Source organism: Rhodococcus sp. As11, assembly GCF_048957735.1.
Classification (GTDB): Bacteria; Actinomycetota; Actinomycetes; order Mycobacteriales; family Mycobacteriaceae; genus Rhodococcus; species Rhodococcus gordoniae.
Genome location: NZ_JARDJE010000004.1, coordinates 72,639 through 90,577, shown reverse-complemented (window position 1 = coordinate 90,577; position 17,939 = coordinate 72,639). Strand labels below are relative to the sequence as shown.

The following is a 17,939-nucleotide window of genomic DNA, read 5'->3' as shown; positions in this document are numbered from 1 at the left end:
GTCGTACGGTTCTCATGACGCTCTTGGGGAAGGTGTGTCACAACCCGGTTCGTGGGGACGCTGTCCACAGCCGGTGTACGACCGCAGCGTGTGAGCCATGGGGTACCCACGGCTGACCGATGCTGCCTGCCTTCCTCGGGTCGTCCGGCCGGATGCCTTGGCCACCAAGCGCGATCGAGGGAGACGCAAGTGAGACGGTTCGGTATCCACGGGGGGATTCCGCGACGGTCGGGGCCGGACGGTGCCGGCCGGGCGCTCACTGCAGGCCCTCGGCCCGACAGTCCGACGCCCCGCCGTACCCCGCGGGCGCGCACCGGCACGCTGCTCGCCGGTTTGGGACTGGTCACAGCCGTACTCCTCACCGTCTCCACGACGGCCTCTGCCGCGCCGCCCCCGCCGCCGAACCCGTCCGACGCGGAGATCGATCGCGCAGGAGCGGCCGTGGCGGCCAATATCGATCGGGTCGGGCAACTGATCGTCCGGATCGCCGACGCCGATCAGCAACTCGCCGAGCTCGACGCGCAGGTCGCGATCCGACGCGAGGATGTCAACCGGGCCCTTGTCGACCTGCAGAACGCGCGCGATGCGGCAGATCTCGCCGAACGGGTGGTCGCGGATTCCCGTCGTGCACTCGACGACGCCGCCGATCGGATCGCCGCCGCGCAGCAGAACTTCGACGCGTTCGTCCGCGACAGCTACACACGCGGCGCCAATTCGGTGTCCCTCGCGGCCTTCCTCGACGTCGACGGTCCCGACGACCTGCTCGACCGTGCCCAGGTGATGCGGGTGCTCTCTGCCGGGCGTACCGCCGTGCTCGACGCGCTCCAGCGCGCCCGGGCCACGGAGGCCAACTCCCATTCGCGGGCGCGGGCGGCCAAGCTCGAGGCCGACGCGGCTGCGGATGCGGCCGAACAACGCAAGGCCGAAGCGGAGGCCGCGATCGCGGTCGCGCGTGCCGAACTCGGCCGGCAGGCCGCCGAGAAGTCGCGCATCGAGCAGGAACGTGCGGGCGCCCAGAGCGAGCTCGACACGGCCCGTGTGAACGTCGCCGGACTCGAGGGGCAACGCGCGCAGTATCTCGACTGGGATCGTCGCCGTGCAGCCGAGGAAGCTGCTGCCGCGGCGGCTGCCGAGGCGGCGCGGGTCGCGGCTGCGGGGGCGGCCGAGCGTGTCGCGGCCGACGCCGCAGCCCGGGCACGTGCGGCGGAACTCGCCAACGGCCGCCGCCCCCACACCCTGGTCGAGGAGTCACCCGCGGCGACCGACGGCGACGTCGCGTTGCCGGATGTCACCACCGAGTCCGGGGCACCCCAGGACGACGGCACCGGTACGGGTACGGATTTGCCGGACTACACCGAGGGTGGGACCGTCCCGGACTACACGGACGACGACCCCGACGGCGGGACCGTCCCGGACGATACGGGTGGTGGCACCGTCCCGGACGACACCGAGGGTGGGACCGTCCCGGACGACACGGACGGTGGGACCGTCCCGGACGACACGGACGGCGGCACCGTTCCCGACGTGGACGACGGCACCGGTAGCGACGACGGTGGGATCGACTGGGACAACCCGGATCCGGGCGACCCCGTCGTGGAGAGCCCGGGATCCGGCACCGGCGGAACGGGCTCCCGTCCTTCCACATCTGATTCGCCGCCTCGCGCCCCGTCCCGTCCGAGCGTCACCGGTCCTGCCGCGGTGGAGGTCGTCATCGACCGCGCGATGTCCCAGATCGGCGTGCCCTACGCCTGGGGCGGCGGGAACGAGAACGGACCGACCCGCGGTATCCGCGACGGCGGTGTCGCCGATGTCCACGGCGACTACGCCAAGGTCGGCTTCGACTGTTCCGGACTGATGATCTATGCGTTCGCGGGCATCGGCGTCTCGCTACCGCACTACACCGGCTACCAGTACACGGCAGGCTCACAGATCCCGTCGTCCCAGATGAGACGGGGCGACATGATCTTCTACGGACCCAACGCCAGTCAGCACGTCGCGCTGTACCTCGGTGACGGACAGATGCTCGAGGCGCCGCAGTCGGGGTCGTACGTGAAGATCTCGCCGGTACGCTGGGGCGGCATGACACCGTACGTGGTGCGCATGGTGTCGTGAGGGCGAGGTTTGCCGCGGCCTCGTGCCGCCGAGGACAGGCGCCCATCCGGTCGATCCGGGTGCGTCTCCCGGTCGGTGCAGGGGTGACGACACACCGAGCCGGCACCTGCAATAGTGGTGCAGCAGGTGTTTCCAACGGAGCGACGTAGGCGAAAGCGGTGGATTGTCGGTGACCTCACGCGAGGGTGGAACGTCCGGTTCGGCAACGCCGGGCAACCAGGGTGGCAACGACGGACGGAAGAACAACCAGGCTGCGGCGGGTGCTGCGCCGGCGCCGAAGACGACCGGCGTGAACATCTCACCGGCACCGCGGGCGTCCGGTGTGAATACCCGTGAGCCCGGCGGCGACGCCCGTGCGAAGGCGTACGACCCGGCCGACGACGTCCGTCTCCTCGAACGGGCCGTCTACGAGGTCAAACGCGTGATCGTGGGCCAGGACCTGCTGGTGGAGCGGATGCTCGTCGGTGTTCTCGCCCGCGGCCACGTGCTGCTCGAAGGTGTGCCGGGCGTGGCGAAGACGCTGGCCGTCGAAACTTTCGCGAAGGTCGTCGGCGGGTCCTTCTCCCGGGTGCAGTTCACTCCGGACCTCGTGCCGACCGACCTCGTCGGTACTCGCATCTACCGTCAGGGACGCGAGGAGTTCGACACCGAACTCGGCCCTGTCGTTGCGAACTTCGTGCTCGCCGACGAGATCAACCGCGCGCCGGCGAAGGTGCAGTCGGCTCTGCTCGAGGTGATGGCCGAACGGCACGTCACCATCGGCGGGAAGACCTTCCCGATGCCTGAGCCGTTCCTCGTGATGGCAACCCAGAACCCCATCGAGAACGAGGGTGTCTATCCGCTGCCGGAAGCGCAGCGCGACCGCTTCCTGTTCAAGGTCCTCGTCGACTATCCGACGGTGGAGGAGGAGCGCGAGATCGTCTACCGGATGGGCGTCGCCGCTCCGGAGCCGAAGCAGGTGCTCGACAACGAGCAGCTCCTGCGCCTGCAGAAGATCGCCGGACGTGTCTTCGTCCACCACGCGCTGGTCGACTACGTCGTGCGTGTCATCTTCGCGACGCGGCAGCCCACCGAACTCGGGCTGCACGACGTGCAGGGCTGGATCGCCTACGGCGCATCGCCCCGAGCGACGCTGGGCATCATCTCCTCGGCACGTGCCCTCGCACTCGTGCGGGGCCGCGACTACGTGGTGCCGCAGGACATCGTCGACGTCATCCCCGATGTGCTCCGTCACCGCCTGGTGCTGTCCTACGACGCGCTCGCGGACGATGTCTCCGCGGATCAGATCATCACCCGAATCCTGCAGACGGTCGGCCTTCCGCAGGTCGCGCCGCAGGCGAACGCACCCGTGCCGTCGGCGACACCGGCTCCCGTCGATCCGCGGTCCGCGGCCGGCCCGCAGACACCCGTCGGTGCGCCCGGTCCGCAGGGAGGTGCGGGCGCGCGGTGAGCACACGTCCTCACGACGGGTCTCCACCGCGGTTCAGATCCGGTGAACTGCGCGATCCCGCGCTCACCGCCGCGCTCCGCACCCTCGAGCTGACCGTGCGGCGCCGTCTCGACGGTGTCCTGCACGGCGATCACCTCGGTCTGATCCCGGGGCCGGGTTCCGAACCGGGCGACGCCCGGGAGTACCAGCCGGGCGACGACGTGCGGCAGATGGACTGGTCGGTCACCGCGCGCACCACGCATCCGCATGTGCGTCAGACCGTCGCCGATCGCGAACTCGAGACGTGGCTCGCGATCGACCTGTCGGCCAGCCTGGACTTCGGTACCGGTCTGTGCGAGAAGCGCGATCTGGTGGTCGCGGCGGTGGCCGCGCTGGCGCACCTGACCACCGGCGGCGGAAACCGGATCGGGGCGGTGGTCTCCACCGGCAGCGAGACGGTCCGCGTCCCCGCGCGTGGCGGACGGCTGCATGCCCAGTCGCTGTTGCGGACGGTCGCGACCACCCCGCATCCGCCGGACGGGACCCGTGGTGATCTCCGAGGCGTCGTCGAGGCGCTGCGACGCCCTCAGCGCCGCCGGGGGCTCGCCGTCGTGGTGAGCGACTTCCTCGGTCCGCTCGACTGGGAGAGGTCCCTGCGGGCACTGTCCGGCCGTCACGAACTCCTCGCCGTGGAAATCCTCGACCGCCGCGACCTCGAACTGCCCGATCTGGGCGATGTGGTCCTCCACGACCCGGAGACGGGCCGCACCCGCGAGTTCACGACCACTCCGGAACTGCGGGCCGACTACGCGCAGGCGGCCGCCGAGCATCGGGCGGCCGTGCACCAGGCGCTGCGCAGCTGTGGTGCGCCCGTCCTGACCCTGCACACCGACCGCGACTGGATCGGCGATGTCGTGCGGTTCGTCGCGGCGCGTCGGCACAGCTACGGCGTACCCGCACGGCAGGGGGGACGATGAGCCTGTCCGGATTCACCTCACCGTGGTGGTTGCTGCTGCTGCTCGTCGTCGCTGCCCTCGGGGGCGCGTACGTGCTGGTCCAGCGTCGGCGCCAGGCGAACACGCTGCGCTTCACGAATCTCGAACTGCTCGAGAAGGTCGCTCCCGCCCGTCCCGGACGCGCCCGGCACATTCCGGTCGCCCTGCTGCTCGTGGGCCTGGTCTTCCTCACGGTGGCGCTCGCCGGTCCCACCGCCGAGCAGCGGGTACCGCGCAACCGGGCCACGGTCGTGCTCGTCATCGACGTGTCGCTGTCGATGGAGGCCACCGATGTCGCGCCCACCCGCCTGGCGGCGGCGCAGGAAGCCGCCAAGCAGTTCGCCGACGACCTGACGCCCGGCATCAACCTCGGTCTCGTCGCGTTCTCGGGTACCGCCTCGGTTCTGGTCTCACCGACCACCAACCGCGAGGCGACCAAGTCCGCGATCGACAACCTGCAGCTGAGCGAACGCACCGCGACCGGCGAGGCGATCTTCACGGCGATGCAGTCGATCGACACGCTCGCCGCGGTACTCGGCGGCAGCGACCAGGCGCCGCCGGCGCGGATCGTGCTCCTGTCCGACGGCAAGCAGACCGTGCCCGAGAGTCCCGACGATCCGCGCGGCGGGTTCACCGCGGCACGACAGGCCGCGGAGAAGGGCATCCCGGTCTCGACGATCTCGTTCGGCACGCAGACGGGAACCGTCACCATCGAGGACGATCGGATCCCCGTGCCCGTCGACGATCCGTCGCTCAAGGAGATCGCCAATCTCTCGGGCGGCAGCTTCTTCACCGCGGCGAGCCTCGAGGAACTCGAAGATGCCTACGACACGCTCGAGGAGCAGATCGGCTTCGAGACGACCCGCGGCGACGCGAGCCGTCCCTGGCTCATGCTCGGAGCGCTCTCGGTGATCGCGGGACTCGGCGCGGCGATGGTGCTGCGCCAGCGGCTGCCCTGATCCGCATTGTGCGCCTTCACGGAGCGTTTTCCGTCCTGGACCGGCCACCAGATAGGTTGGAACGCATGACTGACGCAGAAAGTGCCGCAGCGTCCACGCGTGCGGGTGCCACCCCTCGATCCGTGCTCGTCACGGGTGGAAACCGCGGGATCGGCCTTGCCGTCGCCCGTCGGCTGCAGGCGGACGGCCACAAGGTCGCCGTCACCCATCGCGGTTCGGGTGCGCCCGACGGCCTGTTCGGTGTGCGGTGCGACGTCACCGACGCCGATTCGGTCGATGCCGCGTTCGCAGAGGTCGAGGATCATCAGGGTCCTGTCGAGGTGCTCGTGGCGAACGCCGGCATCACCGACGACACCCTGCTGATGCGCATGACCGAGGACCAGTTCACCTCGGTCATCGACGCGAACCTCACCGGCGCCTTCCGATGTGCCAAGCGCGCGAACCGCGCGATGCTGCGTGGCCGCTGGGGCCGCATGATCTTCCTCGGCTCGGTGGTCGGTCTCGCGGGCCAGGCCGGTCAGATCAACTACGCATCCTCGAAGGCCGGTGTCATCGGTCTCGCCCGCTCCGTCACTCGCGAACTCGGTTCGCGCTCGATCACGGCCAATGTCGTCGCCCCCGGTTTCATCGAGACGGACATGACCGCTGATCTGTCCGACGACCTGCGTGAGACCGCGAAGAAGTTCATCCCGCTGCAGCGCCTGGGCAGGCCCGAGGATGTCGCAGCCGTCGTCAGCTTCCTCGCTTCCGACGACTCCGCCTACGTCTCCGGCGCCGTGATCCCGGTCGACGGCGGCATGGGCATGGGCCACTGACGGTCCGGCGGACCATACCGCGGTCGCACCGACCACATCCGAATCTCACTGGAGGACCGACACACTCATGGGCGGACTGCTCGAGGGCAAGACCATTCTCGTCACCGGCATCATCACCGATGCCTCCATCGCCTTCCACACCGCGAAGGTCGCGCAGGAACAGGGCGCGAAGGTGATCATCACCGGTTTCGAACGTCTCCGGTTGATCGACCGGATCGCGCAGCGTCTCCCGCAGCCTGTGCCGCCGGCGATCAGCCTCGACGTGCAGAACCAGGAGGATCTCGACGGTCTCGCCGACAAGATCCGCGAACTCGCACCGGAAGGAATCGACGGTGTCGTCCATTCCATCGGTTTCGCGCCCCGATCGTGCCTGGGCAGCCCCTTCCTCGACGCGCCGTGGACGGACGTCGCGGTGGCACTCGAGGTGTCGGCCTACTCGTACGGTGCGCTCGCCAAGGCCGTCCTTCCCGTGATGAACGAGGGCGGTTCGATCGTGGGAATGGATTTCGATCCGTCCCGGGCCGTGCCGTTCTACAACTGGATGGGTGTCTCCAAGGCGACGCTCGAGTCGGTGAACCGTTACGTGGCCAAGGAGGTCGGCCCGCGCGGTATCCGGTCCAATCTCGTCGCCGCCGGCCCGATCAAGACGCTCGCCGCGAAGGCCATCGCCGGCGACGCGACCGGTCCGGGCGCCGAGATGAACCGGCTCAACGAGGGTTGGTCGGCCGCGTCCCCGATCGGCTGGGACGTCGATGATCCGACGCCTGTGGCGAAGACCGTGTGTGCGGTGCTGTCCGACTGGCTACCCGGGACGACGGGTTCCATCGTCTACGTCGACGGCGGGTTCCACTCCCAGGTCGGCTTCGGCGGCTGACCGCACCACGGAAGGCATTTCGATGACGAACACCCCCGAGGCGTACGACGCGCTGATGCTGTTGTCGTTCGGCGGACCGGAAGGTCCCGACGACGTGCGGCCGTTTCTCGAGAACGTCACCCGCGGGCGAGGTATCCCCCCGGAACGGCTCGACGAGGTCGCGCAGCATTACCTGCATTTCGGGGGTGTCTCGCCGATCAATGCCCTCAACCGGGCGATCATCGATGCCGTGCGCGTCGAATTCGACGCGCACGGCATCGAACTGCCGATCTACTTCGGCAACCGCAACTGGCATCCCATGGTCGAGGACACCGTCACCCGGATGCGCGACGACGGGATCCGCAACGCGCTGGTGTTCGCGACGTCCGCCTGGGGCGGTTACTCGGGATGCCGGCAGTACCACGAGGACATCGCGCGGGCTCGGGACGCCGTCGAGAACGCTCCGCAGCTGACGAAGCTGCGGCACTTCTACGATCACCCGCTGTTCGTCGACGCCGTCACCGATGCGGTGCGCGCAGCGCGCGTCGAACTCGCGGACGAGGTGCGCGACTCCGCGCGCGTGGTCTTCACGGCCCACTCCGTCCCGAGTTCCTTCGACGCGACGGGTGGTCCGCCGGAGGAAGGCGGACATCTCTACAGTCGCCAGGTCGCCGAGGCCGCGCGGCTGGTGGCCGAGGCGCTCGGCGAGGACGACTACGACCTGGTGTGGCAGTCGCGGTCGGGTCCGCCGCAGGTGCCGTGGCTCGAACCCGACATCGTCGACCATATCGAGGCCCTGCACGAACGCGGCGTGGCTGCGGTCGTGGTCGTGCCGGTCGGATTCGTCTCCGACCACCTCGAGGTCGTGTGGGATCTCGACACCGAAGCCCGCGACCGCGCCGCCGAGCTGGGCATGGGCTTCTCGCGCGCGGCCACGGCCGGAACCGACCCGCGCTTCGCTCGACTCGTCCGCGAACTCGTCGACGAACGGCGCGACGGGGTCACCGCCCGCCGCTGCGGCACCGAACCGCTGCTCGGAGCCGGGTGCAACGGGAGCCTGTGCGCCGTCGGGTGCTGCGAGCCGCCGAAACGCCCGGCCCGGCCCGCCGACTGATCTGGACTGATCTGTCGCACCGCCTCATCCGGCGGGTTGTCCGGCCGGTACGGCGAGGGGAAAGCGGAACCAGCGCGGCAGAGACCGACGCAGGACGCTCGGCCCGTCGACGACGACGGTGCCCGAACGCACGGCGTCCGACCAGGTGGCTTCGCCGCGCCGGATCTCGGTCAGCTCCCGCAACCCGGCCGTCACCCGGACCGAGACCTCGAATCCCGGGTTCTCGTCGCATACGTCGACCTCGTGGGGACCGATGACGAGCCACCACCGGCGCGCCGCGTGGGTGACCGCTGGGAAGACGAACTCGACAACCGTCCGTGATCCCGGCACGGCGGCACGGTCGACGTGTCGGTGCATGTCCCACATCAGCAGCCTCGGATCGAGATCGGCGTCGCCGAGCCTGCCGGTCCAGCGCGTCCCCCAGGCGCCGAGCGCGTCGACGACGGTCTCGAGGTCGCGTCCTGCGGGTGTGAGCACGTACCGGACGTCGGTTCCGTCCTCGAGGCGCTGCACGATGCCCGCCGCCGCGAGCCCGTGCAACCGCTTCGACAACAGCGTCGGTGACATGCGGGGCAGGCCCCGTCGGAGGTCGTTGAACCGTTCGCTGCCGAGCACGAGTTCGCGCACCACGAGCAGCGTCCACCTCTCGTCGAACAGTTCCATCGCCTTGGCGACGGGACAGAACTGCTGGTAGGGCGGGCCCATGATCGGATAGTAGGCCGGTCGGACCGCCGCGACCAGCACGAACGGACGGCGATGCGGTACAGATTGTGTACTGGAGGACACCGTCCCGGCCTTCCTACAGTCGATCTGTGACCCGGGGCCGCCGCCCGACGGTGCCGAAGCCGGGTCCCTCGACAGGAGGAATCCTCTGATGACCGGCATCTCCACGACACACGACGCCGATCGCGTCCTCAAGGCCAAGCACCGGGCGATGTGGGCACTCGGCGACTATCCGGCGGTGGCGACACAGGTCATCGCCGAACTCGGACCCGCACTCGTGTCCGCAACCGGAATCGGTCCGGACGACCGCGTCCTGGACATCGCCGCGGGGTCCGGCAACGCCTCGATTCCGGCCGCGCTCACCGGAGCGACGGTCGTCGCCACCGACCTGACACCGGAACTGTTCGAGGTCGGCCGGCGTGACGCCGAGGCGGCCGGTGCGGATCTCGACTGGCAGGAGGCGGACGCCGAAGCGCTCCCGTTCGACGATGCGAGCTTCGACGCCGTGATCTCCTGCGTCGGAGTGATGTTCGCGCCCTACCACCGAGCCGCCGCCGACCAGCTGCTCCGGGTGACACGGCCGGGTGGCCGAATCGGCCTGCTGAGCTGGACACCGGGTGGCTTCATCGGACAGATGTTCGCGACGATGAAACCGTATGCGCCGCCGCCTCCTCCGGGCGCGCAACCGCCACCGCTGTGGGGCGACGAGGTGCACGTACGAGAACTGATCGGCGATCGCGTCACCGACCTGCAGGCACGCACCGAGAATCTCCGTGTCGAGTGCTTCGCGACCGGTGCGGACTTCCGGGACTTCTTCAAGGCCGCATACGGTCCCACGATCGCGGTGTACCGCAACATCGCCGACGATCAGGAGCGGGTCGCGTCCCTCGATCGTGAGCTCCTCGAACTCGCCCAGCGTCACGATCTCGGTGGCGGAGCGATGGACTGGGAATACCTGCTGGTCACCGCGCAGCGGAGCTGACCCGCCCCGCGCGGGCGTCCGGGTCCGGTGGCGCGGTGCGGTTGACCGATCGCACCACCCACCGGCCGGACCATTCGAGTTCGCTCACGGCGCCGTTGACGATGCGCGGCGCGGGTTCCGGTGACAGCCGGTCGAGTACAGCGCGGATCAGTGCGCCGTGCGAGACGACCACGATCCGGCAGCCGGGGTGCATCGCGGCAGCGACGTCGAGTGCGCGTACGCCTCTCGTGGCGACTGCCCCCAGGGGTTCGAGTCCGGGGAAATTCCCGCCGGGCCAGCGCGCCTCGGCGTCCTCCCGGGTCGAGCCCTCGGCATCGCCGTAGGTACGTTCGGCCAGATCCGGAATCGTTCCGGACATCCCGATGCACAGATGGGCGGCCACGATTCGGCCGGTGTCGTACGCGCGTGACAGCGGCGAGGACACAACGGTGTCCCAGCCGGTGGGGTCGAGGAGTTCGAGTAGGCGCGCGGCGCCCCGTGCCTGCTCCCGGCCGACCTCGTCGAGTGGGACGTCGGTGCTGCCCTGCAGCAGGCCGCGCCGATTCCAGTCGGTACGCCCGTGCCGTACGAGAGCCAGTCGGGTGGTGTTCATCGACCCACCCCGGACAACACGTTCGCGTCCTCGTCGGTCGTCACCCTGCCGGTCGACGGGTAGAACAGCGCGCGGTGGACGGACACTCCCACGCGGTCTCCGACCGCCGGACGTAACCCTGCGACGGCACAACGGAATTCGATACCGCGGCACGAGACGACGACGTCGCTGGCATCGCGTCCGAACAGCGACGACATCACGATGCCCTGCCTCGGCGCGTCCTGTGGTGCCGTCAACGTGATGTCGGCGGGAAGAACTGCGAGAGTGCCCCGCCCGGAGGCATCGTCCGGAATCGCATCCGGTCGCAGCCGGACGGCACCGTCGTCGCTGACGAAGCCGTCCGCCGACACGCTTCCGGTCAGCAGATTCGCATCCGACAAGAACGAGGCGACGAAGGCGGACCGCGGGCGGAGCACGAGATCCTCGGGTGTGCCGATCTGCAGGATCCGGCCGTGGTCGAGCACCACGACGCGGTCGGCGAGCGCCAGCGCCTCGGCACGATCGTGTGTCACGTGGACGACCGTGAGTTGCTGGGAGCGGGTGAGGGTGCGCAATTCGAGACGCAACCGGTCGCGGAGCGGCTCGTCGAGGGCGGACAACGCCTCGTCGAGCAACAGAGCGCGGGGCCGGCCGGCAAGTGCGCGAGCGAGCGCCACCCGTTGTCGCTGCCCGCCGGACAGGGTCGCCGGATCCCGCTTCTCCAGACCCGGAAGCCCCACCAGCTCGAGCACCTCGGCGACCCGCGACGCGCGGTGGGCACGCGGGAGCTTCGCGATCTCCAGCGGATACGCGACATTGCGGCACACGTTCCGGTGCGGCCAGATGGCGTGGTTCTGGAACACCATGCCCAGACGGCGCTTCTCCGGGGGGACACTCCGAGTGCCGTCGGCAACGACGTCTTCACCGAGCCGGATCGTGCCGTCGGTGGGGTCGAGAAAGCCGGCCACCGTGCGGAGCAGGGTCGTCTTCCCCGATCCGGACGGACCGACGAGGGCTACGAATTCGCCGTCCCGAACGTCGAGGTCGATTCCGGACAGTCCTGCGGTGCCGTCGGGGAAGCGCAGGTCGACACCGGTCAGGGTGATCGCGGACATGAAAAGTTATCCGATCTGTGAGTAGTTCATCGAGCCGCACGGGAAGCCCTGACCGCACCGAGGCCGGCGATTCCCACGAGCGCGACGAGCAGGGACAACGCCGACGCGGCGTTGTAGTCGCCGGCCTGCTGCAGATTGAAGATCGACACACCCAGTGTCTGGGTGCCCGGCGCGACGAGCAGCACCGACATCGTCAGTTCACGTGCCGCGGTCACGGCGACCAGCACGCCTCCGGTCACGGCGGCCGGTACGGTCATCGCCCACGGCACGTCCCGCAGCGCTCGAAGACGCGACGCGCCGGATGTGCGGGCCACCTCTTCCAGGGACTCGGACGTGGTCGACAGCGGGGCGCGTACGGCCTGGACGACGACTGCGAGGAAAGCCGTCACATAGGCGCAGAGGATCACCCACCGCGTGTCGAACAGTCCGGTGTAGCGGCCCAGAATGAGCCATCCGACCGCGATGACGAGGCCGGGCACCGCCTGCGGGAGCATCACCGTCAGGTCGAGCCCCGCATTGTCGCGGGATCGGGTGCGCGTGGTGAGCACGCCGATCGCCAGGCCGGCCACCGCGCACACGACGCCTGCGCCGACGGCCAGAATCAGCGAATTCTTCACTCCGACCAGGGTTCCCGGTGCGGTCACGGCCGCAACCATGCTGTCCAGGGTCAAGTTGTCCCAGGTCAGCGGAACGCCCGGGGCCGGTAGCAGCGCCTGCGTCGCGAGAGCCAGGATCGGCAGGACGGTCAGGCCGAGGCCGACGACCCACGCGGCGACACCGGCCGGGACGCGTGCACGCCCGAGCCGGATCTGTCGTGGTGCGGTGACGGCTCCGTCGAGTTGCCGGTGCCGGCGGGACAGTCCGCGGTCCGTCACCACGGCGAGCACTGCGAGCGCCAGCAGGGCGACGCCGATGGTGGACACCACCTCGAGGGGACGATCGACCGTCCCCGACTGGATGTACCGGTAGACCATCGTCGACAGGGTCGTGTATCGCTCGGGCAGCCCGATGAGGGCCGGAATGCCGAAGTCGGCGAGGTTGCCCACCGCAGTGAGGGTGAACGCGGCGAGAAGTGCCGGTCGCAGCAGGGGGATCGTCACGGTGCGCATCGCCCGCCAGGGCGAGGCTCCGCCGATGCGCGCCACCTGCTCGAGGTCTCCGGGGATCCTGCGCAGCGCGGTCGAAATGATGAGATATGCCATCGGATAGGAGTGCACCGTCAGGAGGAACACCACCCCGTCGCCCCCGTAGATGTTCCAGAGCGGGCCTCCGACGTGGTCGGTCCAGAAGCGGTTGACCATTCCGCTGGGGCCGAGCAGCCCCGTCCAGGCGATGGCACCGACGAACGGCGGAATCAACAGGGGCGACAGCAGGATCAGGCGGAGGGAGCCTCGGCCGGGTAGATCGGTACGGTCGAGCAGCAACGCCATCGCGGTGGCCAGGACGACGGCGAACAACGCCGAGCATCCCGCCGAGACGACGCTGTTGATCGCGGCCCCGGCGATATCGTCGTCGAGGAGTTGTCCGATGTGCCGCCCGTTCGCGCCGAGCGCCACCACGGTCGCGAGTGGGGCGATGATCGCGGCGGCGACGAACACCCACACCGCGACCCGCACACCGAGGACGGGATCGACCCGCCGCCCGGAGGGCATGCGGGCGGCGGGCCGAGTGCGGAGGTCAGCCGACGAGGTCATCGAACTTCCGGACAGCCTCGTCCTGGGTGTCCGTGATCGTCTGGAGGTCCGGTGTCAGCAGCGTGAGTTCGGACAGGGCGGGAGCACCGGCAGGTGTGCCCACGTCGTCCCGCACCGGAAGATACTGCTGTGAGACCGCGATTTCCTGCCCCTTCCTGCTCACGAGGAAATCGACGAACTTCTGGGCGGCTTCGGTCCGGTCGGAGTCGGTGAAGATGCCGGCGGGCTGGGTGATGTACGGGACACCGTCGGTGGGATAGGACACCGCGATCGGAGATCCCTTCGCGGCGAGTTCGCGGACGAGATAGTCGACGACGATGCCGACCGGTTGCGTCCCGGCCGCGACCGCCTGGCCGACCGGGCCGTTGCTCTCGGCGACGACGGGCTCGTTCGCGGCAAGACCGGCGAGCCACTGCTCGCCGAGCTCGGAGGTGTCGAGCCAGACGGCGGTGTTGAACGCCGCAGCACCCGAGACGTTCGGGTTCGGCAGGGTGATGCGTCCGAGATAGCCCGGATCGGTGAGCTCCTTCCACGAGGTCGGGGGCGTCTCGATGGCCGTCGTGTTGTAGGCGATGACGGTCGGGATGATCCGCGTGCCGACGTAATAGCCCTCCGGGTCGACGACATCGGGATTCAGCGCGTTCGACTCGGGGGGTGTGTACTGCTGCAGGAGCCCTTCGGATTTGTAGCCTTCGAAGGTCGGGGCGTCGGCGGCGAGCAGCACGTCCGCGCCGATCTCACCGGTGGTGCGTTCGGCCTCGATCCGAGCCGTCAGGTCACCGGTGCCGGCCCGGAAGATCTCGACACCGATACCTGTCTCATCGGTGAATGCTGCGGCGATCTCGTCGATCTTGGCCTGTGGTTCGGAGGTGTAGACCGTGATGGTCTGCGCGTCGCCGGTGGACGAACCGGTCTGCTCCGAATCGGAGGCGGCCGGCTCCGAGCAGGCCGCGAGGGCGAATGCGGCGACCGTGCCGAGCGCGGCAACCGACACGAGACGGGGAAGGGATGTCACTTGTGCTCCTGTGATGGACGACGGGGAGGGAGATGAGGATCAGGAGGCGACGGTGAGCGTAGGGCTCGACCGGAACAGCACCTCGGGGGTGCGCAGTGCCACGGGTAGGGCACGGACACCGGAACGGGAACACTGCACGAGCGAGTAGGCAGGGTCGTCGAAGGCGACGAGGGAGTCCCCCGGCGTTCCGATGTCCTGCAGGTAGGCCAGAGAGCCGCCGACCCAGACGGGGACCCCCGCGAACACACCGGCCATCGGGTGATGGAAATGGCCGGCGAGGATCGCGGTGACATCGGAACCACGCAGTACCGCGGCGAATTCGTCGGCGCGGGCGAGTTCACGGCCCGTCAACGTGGCGGCAGGCGACGGAACCGGCGGATGATGCATCACGACCACCGTCCCGTACGGAGCCGGAGTCGCGAGTTCGTGCGACAACCGCTCGAGCTCGTCCGATGAGAGCGACCCCGGACTCGTGTCGACACCGAGCACCCGGAACCCTCGAAGGTGTTCCTCAGGATTCGTGCCGAACACCGACGCGAAGGCGACCGGGTCGTCGTGGTTGCCCGGCACCGTGAGCACCGGGCACTGCAGACGCGTGCGGATCTCGTCGAAGACCGCAGCGAGTCGCGGATAGGCGGAGACCGCCCGCCGATGTGCGAGATCACCTGTGACGACCACGATGTCCGGCCGTAGACGCGACGTCGAGGCTCCCTCGATCACCGCACGGAGACGTCCCACGCCGTCGACACCGAAGAAGAATTCTTCGGTACCGCGCCCTGAGGGGTCCTCGGTACCGCGTGCATGGACGTCGCTCAGGTGCAACACCGTCAGTTCCGGTTCGCCGAGCAGGCGGGTTCGCAGAGCAGCGAGATCGTCCGCGGTGAAGCCGTGGGCATCGAGATATCCCGTCACCGACCCGTGTCGCCGACGAATGTGGTCGAGTGCCGACTGCAGGGCCGGGGCCGGGGAATCCAGGTGCAGTTCCACGGATTCCGCGTACTGTGCCGGGTCGAGCGTCAGATCGGAGAGCAGAATCCGCACCGCATTCTCGCGGTACGGTCGCAGCCGAGGCCCCGAGCACGAGTAGTCGTCGAGGATCGCCGAGTCGGGTACTCCGACCGCGGCCGCCGCCACTGCGACGACGAGTCCGGTGCGGTCCTTGCCTGCGGTGCAGTGCACGAGCGCCGGGGCGGGAGAGTATGCGAGGGTCCGGACGGCGTCGGTGAGAGCGGTGCCGCGCTCGTCGAGCAGGGTGCGGTAGATCGCGGTGATCTCACCGCTTCGGGGTGGGCCGGTCGCCGGATCGTAGAGCGGATGGTGCAGGACGTTCCACGATGCGGTGGCCGTGCTCCCCGGTCGCTCGCGGTTGTCCCGCAGATCGATGACCGTTCGGATCCCGATCTGCTCGAGCACCTTCCGCCCTTCGTCCGTCAGGTGGTCGAGCGTGGCGGAACGGAACAGTCGGCCGGGGGCCAGGTACGGCCCCGACACCGAGCGCACATTGAACACACCGTCGACCTCGATGGACTCCACGATTCGCCTCTCTCACCGTTCCACTGCCTCCGGAACACCGTTCCGGCAAGGCATATCGTGGGCGGTTGGATCGAACGTTCGGCCCCTTCGTCCGGAACGGGCGTTGTCGAACGGGTTAACAATCGGGAAGTGTGTCGGTCAGCGCTGCCGCCACCACGTCGTGGGCGCCGGTGTGAACCTCCGGATGCTCCGGGTGGGCGAGCACGGCTCGTTGCAGCGCGTACAGGATCGTGCTCTGCGACACGCGTGCCGAGAACGAGTCCGCTTCGTTCTCGTGGGCACCTGCACCGGCGATCAGCACATGATCCGAGATGCGTGTCAGTGGTGTGCCGGGGTAGCTCGTCACCGACACGATCGTGGCACCGCGCTCGTGTGCGGCGGTACATGCCCGGAGAGTGTGTGTGTTCGCGCCCGAATAGCTGACCGCGAGACACAGGTCGTCGGCGGTCAGGAGCCGGGCCGAGAACTGCTGACCGAGGATGTCGACCGGAGCCTCGACACTGCGACCGGCCGTGGTGAGGCGCAGGGCCGCGTCCTGGATCGGCGGCGACGAGAAACCGTTTCCTACCAACAGGATTCGACGGGCTCTCACGACGAGGTCGACGACCTGTGCAAAACCGGCCTCGTCGACGGTTGCGCGGGTCGCGGTGAGTGCTTCCGTCGCGGCCGAGAACGCCGAATCCAGAGGAGTGGCAGGAGGGTGCTCGGGATCCGGTGCCGCCCGGGCCAGTTCGAGACGAAGATGGTGGAAACCGCGGAAACCGAGACTCTGGCAGGCGCGTACGACGGTCGCCGGGGAGGTGCCCGATGCTGCCGCCAGCTCGGCGGTGGACAACTCCACCACCGCGGCGGGCTCGGTCAACACGGTGCGCACGACGCGCTGTTCGCCGGGTCCGAGCGTTGCGAGTCCGGAGCGCAGACGGGCGAGGGTGGCGCTCGAACGCCAGGATCGGTCGGAAGGATGCGACATATTGAGAACTGTCCTGTTCGTCCCCACGCCGGCGGACTCCGGCGAGCTCAGGATCGTCAGGTTAACGACGCTCCGGGCCGATCGGGCTGCGGGTGCTCACCGTTCATCCCGGCGTCACCGACGGGGGAGGGCGCCGTTCACCGATCGGTCACCGCACGGCCCGGGAACGGTCAACGATGATGCTCGGCCCGCAGAGCAGCCGCGACCGCGCCGACACGGGCCTCGCGCACCGCGGCCCACAGCGGCTGCAGCGCGCCTTCGCGACCGGCGGTGCCCGAGACCGAACCGGCACGCAGACCCCCACCGCGGCCCGCCACGGTGAGGATCGCCGCCACCTGGTCGGCGGTGTCGAGGATGCGCACGGCACGTGCGGGCAGTGAGGGGGGATACCGGTGCCGGGCGAGTTCGGCGACCTCCTCGGCGATCTCCGCTCGCGGGTCGGTACGGCGACCGTCGGTGCCGACCGTCGGGATACCGCTCAGCGCGGAGGCGGCATCGCGTACCGCCTCCCGCATCGCGTACTCGGCCGCACCCAGACCACCGTCGAGTGCGATCTCGAGGACGGCGGGCAGGGTGAAGACATTCCACCGCAGGACGTCCGGACCCTCGATCACGGGCACCAGACCCAGTCCCGGGGTACCGGGCGCTCCCACGACGACGCCTTCGCCTGCCGCGAGTGCCGCCGATGCGAACGCGGTGCCGGCGGGCAGGGCGTGTACGGCGCCCGGGGCGGGAAGGACGAGACGCAGTCCCGCGCCGGCAGCGGTGTCGACGCGGCGGATCAGGGTGAGGAGCAGGGCGGCACCGTCGGCGACCCCCCGGTCGGGGAGGCCGGCTGCGGAGGCCGCCGCCGCATCGTGGGCACCCACGAGATGCATCGGCGCCCATTCGTGCAATGCGTCGATCACGTCGTCGGGGGAGGTGTGACCGGACAGCCACGACCCCGCCCACACGGTCAGCGTCAGGCTCGGAGAACTCACCCCGAAAGCATACGGCGGCCCGGGCGGTGGTCGGCGTGGCGGCGCGAGCCACCCCGCGCGATGTCCTAGGGTCGACCGG

16 protein-coding genes are annotated in these 17,939 nt (G+C 69.3%); 8 read left to right on the top strand and 8 right to left on the bottom strand.

The genetic code is table 11. From position 1 onward, the window contains the following. The first annotated feature begins 189 nt into the window (after window positions 1-189). The 7 genes from PV766_RS06545 to PV766_RS06515 all read left to right on the top strand — a co-directional run bounded on the left by PV766_RS06545 (window position 190) and on the right by PV766_RS06515 (window position 8,277). Complete coding sequence (locus tag PV766_RS06545) at window positions 190-2,112, top strand: NlpC/P60 family protein (protein WP_421096708.1); 1,923 nt, start codon at window positions 190-192, stop codon at window positions 2,110-2,112. Between the two features lie 169 nt (window positions 2,113-2,281). Next, complete coding sequence (locus PV766_RS06540; RefSeq protein WP_421096707.1) at window positions 2,282-3,562, top strand: AAA family ATPase; 1,281 nt, start codon at window positions 2,282-2,284, stop codon at window positions 3,560-3,562. Continuing rightward, window positions 3,559-4,518 (top strand): DUF58 domain-containing protein, encoded by a 960-nt coding sequence (locus PV766_RS06535; protein ID WP_016934892.1) that lies wholly within the window; start codon window positions 3,559-3,561, stop codon window positions 4,516-4,518. Before PV766_RS06540 ends, PV766_RS06535 begins: the two co-directional genes overlap by 4 nt. Continuing rightward, window positions 4,515-5,495: a VWA domain-containing protein gene (locus PV766_RS06530; RefSeq protein ID WP_064064884.1), complete on the top strand. Its 981-nt coding sequence runs from the start codon at window positions 4,515-4,517 to the stop codon at window positions 5,493-5,495. The genes PV766_RS06535 and PV766_RS06530 overlap by 4 nt, the downstream gene beginning before the upstream one ends. Window positions 5,496-5,560: 65 nt before the next feature. Further along, window positions 5,561-6,310, top strand: a complete 750-nt coding sequence (fabG1, locus tag PV766_RS06525; protein ID WP_064064883.1) for a 3-oxoacyl-ACP reductase FabG1 — start codon at window positions 5,561-5,563, stop codon at window positions 6,308-6,310. Between the two features lie 67 nt (window positions 6,311-6,377). Beyond that, window positions 6,378-7,184, top strand: coding sequence for an NADH-dependent enoyl-ACP reductase InhA (gene inhA / locus PV766_RS06520; RefSeq protein WP_016935267.1), 807 nt, complete (start codon window positions 6,378-6,380; stop codon window positions 7,182-7,184). A 22-nt stretch (window positions 7,185-7,206) separates the two neighbouring features. Further along, window positions 7,207-8,277 (top strand): ferrochelatase, encoded by a 1,071-nt coding sequence (locus tag PV766_RS06515; RefSeq protein WP_421096706.1) that lies wholly within the window; start codon window positions 7,207-7,209, stop codon window positions 8,275-8,277. Between the two features lie 24 nt (window positions 8,278-8,301). Here the strand turns inward: PV766_RS06515 and PV766_RS06510 are convergent, their stop codons facing one another. Then, complete coding sequence (locus PV766_RS06510; RefSeq protein ID WP_064064991.1) at window positions 8,302-8,982, bottom strand: winged helix-turn-helix transcriptional regulator; 681 nt, start codon at window positions 8,980-8,982, stop codon at window positions 8,302-8,304. 169 nt (window positions 8,983-9,151) lie between these two features. Here PV766_RS06510 and PV766_RS06505 point away from each other — a divergent pair, with 169 nt between their 5' ends. Then, entirely contained in the window at window positions 9,152-9,982 is an 831-nt protein-coding gene (locus tag PV766_RS06505; RefSeq protein ID WP_421096705.1) for a class I SAM-dependent methyltransferase, read from the top strand. Here PV766_RS06505 and PV766_RS06500 read toward each other — a convergent pair. The 7 genes from PV766_RS06500 to PV766_RS06470 form a co-directional block, all read right to left on the bottom strand. Next, complete coding sequence (locus PV766_RS06500; protein ID WP_421096704.1) at window positions 9,963-10,574, bottom strand: histidine phosphatase family protein; 612 nt, start codon at window positions 10,572-10,574, stop codon at window positions 9,963-9,965. The two genes, PV766_RS06505 and PV766_RS06500, sit on opposite strands and share 20 nt — an antisense overlap. Further along, a complete protein-coding gene (locus PV766_RS06495) occupies window positions 10,571-11,668 on the bottom strand; it encodes an ABC transporter ATP-binding protein (RefSeq protein ID WP_421096703.1) in 1,098 nt (365 codons plus the stop codon). The genes PV766_RS06500 and PV766_RS06495 overlap by 4 nt, the downstream gene beginning before the upstream one ends. Window positions 11,669-11,694: 26 nt before the next feature. Then, complete coding sequence (locus PV766_RS06490) at window positions 11,695-13,362, bottom strand: ABC transporter permease (protein WP_421096702.1); 1,668 nt, start codon at window positions 13,360-13,362, stop codon at window positions 11,695-11,697. Beyond that, on the bottom strand, window positions 13,346-14,377 hold the full coding sequence (locus tag PV766_RS06485; RefSeq protein WP_421096701.1) for an ABC transporter substrate-binding protein: 1,032 nt from the start codon (window positions 14,375-14,377) through the stop codon (window positions 13,346-13,348). The genes PV766_RS06490 and PV766_RS06485 overlap by 17 nt, the downstream gene beginning before the upstream one ends. A gap of 39 nt (window positions 14,378-14,416) precedes the next feature. Continuing rightward, window positions 14,417-15,910 carry a tyrosine-protein phosphatase gene (locus tag PV766_RS06480; protein WP_421096700.1) on the bottom strand — a complete coding sequence of 498 codons (1,494 nt, stop codon included), beginning with the start codon at window positions 15,908-15,910 and terminating at the stop codon, window positions 14,417-14,419. 115 nt (window positions 15,911-16,025) lie between these two features. Beyond that, entirely contained in the window at window positions 16,026-16,880 is an 855-nt protein-coding gene (locus tag PV766_RS06475; RefSeq protein WP_064064878.1) for a MurR/RpiR family transcriptional regulator, read from the bottom strand. A gap of 170 nt (window positions 16,881-17,050) precedes the next feature. Further along, complete coding sequence (locus PV766_RS06470) at window positions 17,051-17,860, bottom strand: hypothetical protein (RefSeq protein WP_064064877.1); 810 nt, start codon at window positions 17,858-17,860, stop codon at window positions 17,051-17,053. Window positions 17,861-17,939: the final 79 nt, after the last annotated feature.